This window comes from Roseisolibacter sp. H3M3-2, assembly GCF_029211165.1.
Lineage (GTDB): Bacteria > Gemmatimonadota > Gemmatimonadetes > Gemmatimonadales > Gemmatimonadaceae > Roseisolibacter.
In genome coordinates, this window is sequence record NZ_JARGEK010000204.1 from 1 (window position 1) to 8,658 (window position 8,658).

7 protein-coding genes and 1 pseudogene are annotated in these 8,658 nt (G+C 76.1%); 6 read left to right on the forward strand and 2 right to left on the reverse strand.

The genetic code is table 11. The annotated features are described in order from the left end of the window. Positions 1 to 347 (reverse strand): annotated as a pseudogene (locus PYV61_RS15990) (hypothetical protein); the annotation flags it as partial. 64 nt (positions 348 to 411) lie between these two features. After that, entirely contained in the window at positions 412 to 1,449 is a 1,038-nt protein-coding gene (locus tag PYV61_RS15995; RefSeq protein WP_275833364.1) for an MBL fold metallo-hydrolase, read from the reverse strand. A 223-nt stretch (positions 1,450 to 1,672) separates the two neighbouring features. Here PYV61_RS15995 and PYV61_RS16000 point away from each other — a divergent pair, with 223 nt between their 5' ends. The 6 genes from PYV61_RS16000 to PYV61_RS16025 all read left to right on the forward strand — a co-directional run bounded on the left by PYV61_RS16000 (position 1,673) and on the right by PYV61_RS16025 (position 8,632). Beyond that, positions 1,673 to 2,416 carry a cobalamin-dependent protein gene (locus PYV61_RS16000; protein ID WP_275833366.1) on the forward strand — a complete coding sequence of 248 codons (744 nt, stop codon included), beginning with the start codon at positions 1,673 to 1,675 and terminating at the stop codon, positions 2,414 to 2,416. A 20-nt stretch (positions 2,417 to 2,436) separates the two neighbouring features. After that, positions 2,437 to 4,542, forward strand: coding sequence for a hybrid sensor histidine kinase/response regulator (locus PYV61_RS16005; protein WP_275833368.1), 2,106 nt, complete (start codon positions 2,437 to 2,439; stop codon positions 4,540 to 4,542). Continuing rightward, positions 4,539 to 6,812: an ATP-binding protein gene (locus tag PYV61_RS16010; protein WP_275833370.1), complete on the forward strand. Its 2,274-nt coding sequence runs from the start codon at positions 4,539 to 4,541 to the stop codon at positions 6,810 to 6,812. The genes PYV61_RS16005 and PYV61_RS16010 overlap by 4 nt, the downstream gene beginning before the upstream one ends. Before the next feature lie 60 nt (positions 6,813 to 6,872). Then, positions 6,873 to 7,307 carry a hypothetical protein gene (locus tag PYV61_RS16015; protein WP_275833373.1) on the forward strand — a complete coding sequence of 145 codons (435 nt, stop codon included), beginning with the start codon at positions 6,873 to 6,875 and terminating at the stop codon, positions 7,305 to 7,307. 116 nt (positions 7,308 to 7,423) lie between these two features. Then, positions 7,424 to 7,963 (forward strand): GAF domain-containing protein, encoded by a 540-nt coding sequence (locus tag PYV61_RS16020; RefSeq protein WP_275833376.1) that lies wholly within the window; start codon positions 7,424 to 7,426, stop codon positions 7,961 to 7,963. 66 nt (positions 7,964 to 8,029) lie between these two features. Then, a complete protein-coding gene (locus PYV61_RS16025) occupies positions 8,030 to 8,632 on the forward strand; it encodes an HD domain-containing protein (RefSeq protein WP_275833379.1) in 603 nt (200 codons plus the stop codon). Positions 8,633 to 8,658 lie beyond the last annotated feature (26 nt).

Here is an 8,658-nt window from a genome sequence, read left to right on the forward strand (position 1 = left end):
AGCGTGCGCCCGCTCGGCGCCGGCGGCGGGCCGCGCTCGCCGAGCAGCGCGCGCGCCGCGTCGCCGAGGTCGCCCATCGCCAGCGACCGCGCGCGCACCGCGTCGCGGTCCAGCTCCGTCGCGCGCGCCAGCGCCTCGTACACCGTCGCGCCCCCGACGCTGGTCGTGCGCTGGTCGTGGCGCGGGAACACGAGCCCGGAGAAGAACCGCGCCGCCACCGCCAGCGCGTCGTCGCCGAGCGTCGGCAGGTACGCCACCAGCGCCGCCGCCTTCTCCAGCCGCTTCGTCGTCGCGCGGATCCGGTCGGCGACTTCACACCATCGGGCGAACGTCTCGTCGGAAAGCATGTCCCTCGCGGCGGACGCTGCGGGCTGCGGGCCGGTGAATCCGCAGCCCGCAGCCCGCAGCGTCCTAGAAGGTGAACCCCAGTTGATCCGTCGCGGGCGCCGGCCCCTCGTCGGGCTCGGGCTCGGCCTCGTTCGGGTGCTCCATCAGGTGCTCGGCGTCGATCCCCATCGCCCGCAGCCGCTCGGCGAACGTCGCCGGCCCGTGCACGGTGTAGACCTTCGACGCGCCGCTCTCGGTCGCCGTGCGCACCAGCTCCGCGTAGTCCGCGTGGTCCGACAGCGGCAGCACGAGGTCGCAGTCCTTGTAGATGTTCCACGCCCCCGGGTGCAGCGCCCACCCCGTGAGGTAGCACACGCGCTTCGCCGGGAGCTTCTGCACCATCGCCGTCTTGCGCGTCTGCGGCGTCGTGAGCAGCACGCGGTCGCCGACCTTCCCCTTCTCGTAGCGCCCCCACGTCCCCGGGCCGGGGAACGCGTGCCCCAGCCGCTCGTGCAGCGCGGTGAGGTTGGCGATCGCGCCGTGCAGCACCACGTCGTACCCGGCGCGCGTCAGGTGCCAGAGCGCCTCCTGCCCCTTGCCGAGCGCGTACGCCAGCACCACCGGCGTCGCCCCCGCGCGGCGCGTCTCGTCGACGAACGCCAGCAGGCGCGCGACCAGCTCCTCCTCGGGCGGGAAGACGTAGCGCGGCTCGCCGAACGTGCACTCCATCACCAGCGCGTCGACGCGCGGGATCTCGACCGGCGGCGAGAACGGGTTGCCGCGCAGCTTGTAGTCGCCCGTGTACGCCGCGCGCCCGCGCGCCGACTCCGCCACCAGCATCGCCGAGCCGAGGGCGTGCCCGGCCGGCGTGAGCGTGACCGACGCGTCGCCGACGCGGGCCGGCGCGCCGAAGGGGAGCGTCACCGCCTCGCGGTCGCCGCGCCGCGCCGCGTGCAGCGCCGCCGTCTCGGGCGTGCACAGGATGCGCGCGGCGTCGGAGCAGTGGTCGCCGTGGGCGTGCGACACGAACACCGTGCCGGGCGCGCGGCGCGCGTCGAGGTGCAGGTCGGCGTCGGGGAGGTAGAGCCCGAAGGCGTCGCGGGTGACGAGGCGGTCACGCATGGCGGTGCGGACCGGGCACGATGCGCGCCGGCGCGTCGCCCGCATCCTTCTTGCACGTGAGGCAGGGTTCTGCGTCCGCCCCTCGATCCGCCGCGCGTCGGGCTCTGCCGAACGCGGCCGCGGGAACGGCGTACGAGCGGCTCCGTGTTGAAACGTATGTCTTGGCCGCCCCCCGTCCCGGGGGTACGTTTCCGGCCGCCCCTCCGATTCCCCGAGTGCCTCAGTGACAGACGCCGCCCCGCCCGACGCCACGCCGCGCGCGCCCCAGCCGGGGCTCGACGGGCTGCGGCGGCGCTACCTGGCCGCCCAGCTGCGCGGCGACCGGCGGGAGGCGCTGCGGCTGATCGACGAGGAGGGGCTGAGCGCGGGCCACACGGTCCCCACGCTGCACCTGCACGTCATCACCCCCGCCCAGCAGGAGATCGGGCGGCTGTGGCAGCAGAACGTCATCCACGTGGCGCAGGAGCACGCCGCCACCGCGATCTCGCAGCTCGTCGTCGCGCACCTGTACCGCTTCCTCCCGGTGCGGGCCCCGCTCGGGCGCCGCCTGCTGGTCGCCTGCGCCCCCGGCGAGCGGCACGAGATGGGCGCCCGCATCGCCAGCGACTTCCTCGAGGCCGCGGGCTTCTCGGTCCACTACCTCGGCGCCGACGTCCCCGTGCGCGACCTGGTGGCCCACGCCCTCGCCACCCGCCCCGACCTGCTCGTCCTCTCGGCCGCCACGGGGCTCTGCACCCCGGGGCTCGTCGAGGCGGTGCGCGCCGTCCGCCAGACGCTCGGCGCCGACTTCCCGGTGCTCGCCGGCGGCGCCGCCTTCGACGACGCCGACGCGGCCCCCGCGTGCGACGTCCCCGCCGACGTGCTGCAGCACGGGCTCGACGCCCCGGGGCTCGTCGCGCTCGTGTGCGAGCGGCTCGGGCTCCCGCGCCCGCCGATCGCCGACCCCGACCTCTCCGCCGCCGCCTGACCCGTGCCCCGCGTGCCCGCGTGACCGCCTTCCCCGACGTCCTCCACTCGCTGAGCCGCGAGGCCGCGCTGCGCTGCGCCCCCGACGGCACCGTGCGGTGGGCCGACGCCCGCGCGTCGCGCCACTTCGGCCTCGCCGAGGGGGGGCGGCTGTACGACGCCGTCGTCCCGGGCTCCGAGGGCAAGGCGCGCCGCCTCCTCGACGACGGCGCCGGCGGCGTCGTGCGCGACTGGGAGCTGCAGCTGCGCGACGCGCAGGGGGAGCCGCAGGCGGTGCGCTTCGCCGCCGCGCCGGCCGGCGACGGCGACGTCGCGCTCCTCGCCACCCTCTCGCCGAGCGACGTGTCGCGGCAGCTCGACGCGATGGGCGAGACGATGGAGGAGCTCTCCCGCCTCCAGCGCGAGAGCACGCGCCAGGCGCGCGAGATCCTCGCCGGGCGCGCCGAGATCTCGCGCCTCGGCACGGACCTCGACAACGCCGGGCGCGGCATCCGCGCGCTCTACGACGAGCTGGCCGAGTCGGCCGACTCGCTGAAGCTGGCCACCGAGTCGCGCGGCCGCCTCGTCGCCGACATGGGGCACGAGCTGCGCGCGCCCCTCTCCTCGATCCTCGGCCTCGCCAAGCTGCTCGCCAGCGGGATCGACGGCGCGCTGACGCCCGAGCAGGAGCGCCAGGTCTCGTTCATCCGCCGCTCCGCCGAGGAGATGCTGGAGCTGGTGAACGACCTGCTCGACCTGTCGCGCATCGACGCCGGCAAGCTGCGGCTGCGCCCCGCGCCGTTCACCGTCGACGCGCTGTTCGCGCTGCTGCGCGGGCAGCTCCGCCCGCTGGCGCCCGAGGGGACGGTCGAGCTGCGCTTCGAGGACGAGACGGGCGGGCGCGTCATCGAGAGCGACGAGGGGAAGATCGCGCAGGTGCTGCGCAACTTCGCCACGAACGCCCTCAAGTTCACCGAGCGGGGCGAGGTCGTCGTGCGCGCCGCGCTCGACGGCGACGAGCTGCGCCTCGAGGTGCGCGACACCGGCATCGGCATCGCGCCGCAGGACATGCCGCTGGTGTGGGACGAGTTCACGCAGCTCGACACGCCGCTGCACCGCAAGCACAAGGGCTCGGGGCTGGGCCTCGCGCTGGTGCGCAAGCTGGCCGCGGTGCTCGGCGGCGAGGCGGGGCTGGAGAGCGCGCCGGGCGTCGGCACGACGGCGTCGCTCGTCGTCCCGGCGCTGCACCCCGACGTCGCGCAGCTCACGGCGATGCGCGAGCGCGGCGCCCGCCTGTCGCCCGACGAGGCGCCGGTGCTGGTGCTCGAGGACGACCCGCAGGAGATGTTCATCTACGAGCGCTACCTCGCCGGCTCGGGCTTCCGCGTCATCCCGGCGCGCAGCGTCGCCGAGGCGCGCGAGGCGGTGCGGCACGTGACGCCCGCCGCCATCGTGCTCGACGTGATGCTCGACGGCGAGACGAGCTGGCAGTTCCTCGAGGAGCTCAAGCGCGACCCGCGCACCTGCGACGTCCCCACCCTCGTCGTCACGGTCCTCGACCGCGAGCGCAAGGCGCGCGCGCTCGGCGCCAGCGAGTTCTTCGTGAAGCCGGTCGAGCAGCAGTGGCTGCTGCGCAAGCTGCAGTCGCTGGCCGCGCAGCGCGCCGAGCGCCCCGTGCGTACGGTCCTGGTGATCGACGACGACGACGTGTCGCGCTACCTGGTGCGCCGGCTGCTCGAGGAGTCGCCGTACCGCGTGCTCGAAGCGGCCGACGGCCCCGAGGGGGTGCAGGCGGCGCGCGAGCACCACCCCGACGTCATCATCCTCGACTTCGTGCTCGGCAGCTGCACCGCGTTCGACGTGCTCGACCAGCTCAAGCTCGAGCCGGACACGCGGGGCATCCCGGTCATCGTCAGCACCTCGCGCCAGCTGGAGGAGGCGGAGCGGCAGCGGCTGGCCAACGAGGCGACGGCGCTGATGTCCAAGGAGCGGCTGTCGCGCGAGGTCGCGCTGACGCGCATCCGCGACGCGCTGCAGCACGCCGTGGCGGCGCACGCGGCCCCCGGGGCCAGCGGCAACGGCAACGGCAACGGCAACGGCAACGGCGCGCGCGGCGCGGCGGCCGAGGCGGAGACGGCGGCCCGGTGAGCGACGGGCGGGACCCGCAGGCGGGGGTCGACCCGGCGCGCCCGCGCGCCGGCGGCGCGGAGCGCGCGCCGCTCGTGCTGGTGGTCGACGACAGCGACCCGAAGCGCTACGTCGCCACGCGCTGGCTGCGCCGCGCCGGCTTCGAGGTGCTCGAGGCGCGCACCGGGCAGGAGGGGCTCGGGCGCGCGGCGGGGGTCGACCTCGTCGTGCTCGACGTCCGCCTCCCCGACATGAGCGGCTTCGAGGTCTGCCGCCGCCTGCGCGCCGAGCCGTCCACGGCGCAGGTGCCGGTGCTCCACCTGTCGGCGCACGCCACCACCGCGCACGAGCGCGCGTCGGGGCTCGACGGCGGCGCCGACGGCTACCTCACGCAGCCGGTGGACGAGGAGGAGCTGATCGCCACCGTGCGCGCGCTGCTCCGCCTCCGCCGCGTCGAGGGGGCGCTGCGCGTGAGCGAGGAGCGCTACCGCCTCGCCGCCCGCGCCACCAGCGACGTGCTGTGGGACTGGGACCTCGCCACCGGCGTGCTGCGGTGGAGCGACGCGGCGGCGGGGCTCTTCCGCCGCCACCCGGCCGGCGTGCAGGCGTCGGCGGCGTGGTGGTTCGCGCAGCTGCACCCGGACGACCGGCCGCGCGTCGTCGCCGGGCTGCGCGCGATCATCGACGGCGACGGCGAGCACTGGAGCGACGAGTACCGGCTGCGCCGCGGCGACGGCACCTGGGCGACCGTGTTCGACCGCGCCTACGTGGCGCACGACGAGCGCGGGCTCCCGGTGCGCATGATCGGCTCGATGCTCGACGTCACCGAGCGGCGGCGCAGCGAGGACGCCCTCACGATGCTCGCCGAGGCGGGGAGCCGCCTCGCCGGCGCGCTCGACTCCGAGGAGACGCTGCGCCGCTTCGCGACCTTCCTCGTCGGGCGCGCCGCCGACGCCTGCGTCGTCTTCGCCGGCCCCGCCCTCGACGCGACCGAGGAGTCGCAGGTGGTCCCCGAGCTGCGCCCGCTGCGCGCGTCGGCCGGCGCGCGGCTGCGCGTCGCCGAGGCGGAGGCGGTCGAGCCGCGGCTGTCGCGCCGCGTGCAGTCGCTGCGCCTGGAGCACGACTCGCCGGCCGCGCGCGCCGCCGCCGCCCTGGTCGAGCGCCACCCCGGCGGCACGGTGCGCGACGCCGCGCGCGCCGACCGCGTCGACGGCGACCCGGCCGACGCCGGCGCGCGCGCGATCCTGCTGCGCGCCCTCGGCCTCCCGTCGGCGCTGCTCGTCCCGCTGGCGGCGCGCGGCCACACCTTCGGCGTCGTGCTGCTCGGGCGCGCCGGCCAGCCGTACGGCGACGCCGACCTCGCGCTCGCCCTCGAGCTGGCGGGGCGCGCCGCGCTCGCGGTCGACAACGCGCTCCACTACGAGCGCGCCGTCATCGCCAACCGCGCCAAGAGCGACTTCCTCGCCGTCATGTCGCACGAGCTGCGCACCCCGCTCAACGCGGTGCTCGGCTACGTCGACCTGCTGCACCTCGGCGTCGCCGGGTCGCAGAGCCCCGAGGGCGTGCAGTACCTCGACCGCATCAAGCTCGCCACGCGCCACCTGCTCGGCCTCATCGAGCAGATCCTGCTCTTCTCGCGCATGGAGGCCGGGCGCGAGCTGGTGCACGCCGTCCCCGCCGACGCGGTCGCGCTGGCGCGCGAGGCGGCGTCGCTCATCGAGCCGCTGGCGCGCGAGAAGTCGCTCGACTTCGTCCTCCAGGTCACCGGCGGCGACGCCGGCGCGCTCGAGGTCGAGACGGACGTCGACAAGACGCGGCAGATCCTCATCAACCTGCTCGGCAACGCGGTCAAGTTCACCGCCCGCGGGCAGGTGCGCCTCGACGTCGCCGCCGACCCGCACGCGGTGCGCTTCGTCGTCACCGACACCGGCGTCGGGATCGCGCCGCAGCACCTGGAGCGCGTCTTCGACCCGTTCTGGCAGGTGGAGCAGCGCAAGACGCGCACGGCGGGCGGGAGCGGGCTCGGGCTCACCGTGTCGCGCCGCCTCGCCCGCCTGCTCGGCGGCGACGTGTCGGCCACCAGCGTCCCCGGGCACGGGAGCCGGTTCGTGTTCACGGTGCCGCGCGCCCGCCCGCGCGCCCCCGACCGCCCCGCCGCCGACCGCGCGGAGCGGCACGACCGGCCGGATCGCCCCGAGCGCCCGGTGCTGGCCGACGCCCCGCCGCCCGCCGCGCCGGGGACGCTGCCGCCCCCGCCCGCGCCGCCCGCGCCCGCCGACGTCCGGGGCTGAACCATCGGCCGGGCCGGGTCGTTAGACTGCCCGGTCCCCGTCCCTCCGCCCCGTCCGTCCGTGTGGTCCGACACGCTGCTCGCCCTCGAGCGCGCCCACCTGCTGCGCCTCGCGCTGTGGGGCGGCGCGTCGGTGCTGGTCGGGTCGCTGGTGCTCGCCCTGCTCGCGCTCCGCGGGCGCGCCGCCGGCTCCCCGCTCCCGCGCCACTTCGCCGTCCAGACCGCCGCCTGGGGCGCGATCGACCTGGCGATCGTCGCCTGGGCCTGGCCGCGCCTCGCCCTGCGCGACCACGCCGCCGCCCAGTCGCTCGACCGCTTCCTCTGGCTCAACCTGGGGCTCGACGCGGGGTACGTCGGAGTCGGCGCGACGCTCGCCCTCTCGGCCTGGGCCCTCGGCCGGCGGCTCGGCGGGGTGGGGGCGGGGCTCGGCATCGTGATCCAGGGCGCCGCGCTCCTCGTGCTCGACTTGATCCTCGTGCAGCAGATCAGAATCTGAACGGCGGGAGTCGTCACTACGGGAGTCACTACTGCGGGAGTCGATACTGCGCAGTGCGCTGTCACGACTCCCGCTGTGAAGACTCCCGCAGTGACGACTCCCGCAGTCCCCCGAGAATGTCCGAAATCACTCTGGATCTCCGCGCGCTCCCGAAAGCCGAGGCCTACGCGCAGTTGAACGAGCACGTCCGCGCCGTCCTCGCCGGCGTCGACGACCGCGTGACCGCGATGGCGACGGTCAGCTGCCTCGTGCACCACGCGTTCGGCCACCTCTGGACCGGCTTCTACCGCGTGGTCGAGCCCGGGCGCCTGCTCCGCGTCGGCCCGTACCAGGGGACGCTCGGCTGCCTCGAGATCCCGTTCGGGCGCGGCGTCTGCGGCACCGCGGCCGCCGAGGGGCGCACGGTGGTGGTCGAGGACGTGCACGCCTTCCCCGGCCACATCGCCTGCGACGACCGCTCGGCGAGCGAGATCGTGGTCCCGGTGTTCGACGCCGACGGCGCGCTGCTGGCCGTGTTCGACGTGGACGCCACGACGACGGGCGCGTTCGACGAGGAGGATCGGGTGGGGCTCGAGCGGATCCTCGCGTGGTTCGGCTCCGCACCGGCGGGAGTCGCGACCGCGGGAGTCGCCACGGCGGGAGTCGCCCCCGCGTAAAGGCGTCGCCGTCACGACTCCCGCAGTGAAGACTCCCGCCGTCACGACTCCCGCTCCATCCGCCCCATGACCGGATACTCGGACCGCATCCACCACGCCCTCGCCTTCGCGGACAAGCACCACGACCGCGAGGTGCGGAAGGGGACGCGCAGCCCGTACTTCACGGCGCCGGCGAACCTCGCCGTGATGCTCACGCGCTACGCGCAGGACGAGCCCACCGTGGTCGCCGGGATCCTGCGGCAGACGGTCGAGGACTACCTGCGCGACGGGCTGAGCGCCGACGCGGTGCACGAGCGGCTGGCCGACAAGTTCGGCGCGCCGACGGTCGACGTGCTGCTGGCCGCGGTGCCGCGCCGCGTCGACGACGACGGCGTCGAGCTGTCGCACGAGGAGCAGAAGGGCGACCTGCTCGACCGGCTGGCGGCGGGCCCCGACGCCGCGCGGTGGGTGGCCGCCGCGCACGAGGTGCACGAGGCGAGCGCGCTGCTCGCCGACCTGCGCCGCACGTCGTTCCCCGAGTCGGTGTGGCAGCGCGTCAGCGAGGGGCGCGAGGCGCGGCTGCGCTGGTACGCGCAGGTGACCGCGCGGCTGCTCGCCGCCGGCGTCGACGCCGCGCCGGTCGCCGAGCTCGCGTCGGCGGCCGACGCGCTCGGCGCGACCGCGCACTGATCGCGCGCTGACCGCGTCGCGCGCGC